General features: G+C 70.1%; 1 pseudogene. It reads right to left on the reverse strand.

Annotated elements, in window-relative coordinates:
- Positions 1-394: pseudogene (locus FE811_RS27200) on the reverse strand (NAD(P)(+) transhydrogenase (Re/Si-specific) subunit alpha); the annotation flags it as partial.

Genomic DNA, 394 nt, shown 5'->3' on the forward strand with positions numbered 1-394 from the left:
TTCGCGGAACTTCTCGAGCTGCTTTTCCCGGAACTCGGGGCTCGAGGGCGCGGCATAGCCGCCGGTCGCGGCCCCGTCCTGCACCTGGTCCTGGAAGTCCAGGTAGACGAATTCCGCGCCCATCGATTCGATCTGCTCGGCCACCTCGGGGCGCACGTCGAAGGCATGGACCTGCGCGCCCAGGCTGACCGCCGCGCCGATGGCGGCAAGCCCGGCGACGCCGGCGCCCACCACCAGCACCTTGGCCGGCGGCACCTTGCCCGCCGCGGTGACCTGGCCGGTGAAGAAGCGGCCGAAGTTGTTCGCCGCCTCGATCACCGCCCGGTAGCCGGCGATATTGGCCATCGAGGACAGCGCATCCATCTTCTGCGCGCGCGAGATGCGCGGCACCATG

It is taken from the genome of Paracoccus sp. FO-3 (assembly GCF_006386455.1).
GTDB lineage: Bacteria > Pseudomonadota > Alphaproteobacteria > Rhodobacterales > Rhodobacteraceae > Paracoccus > Paracoccus versutus.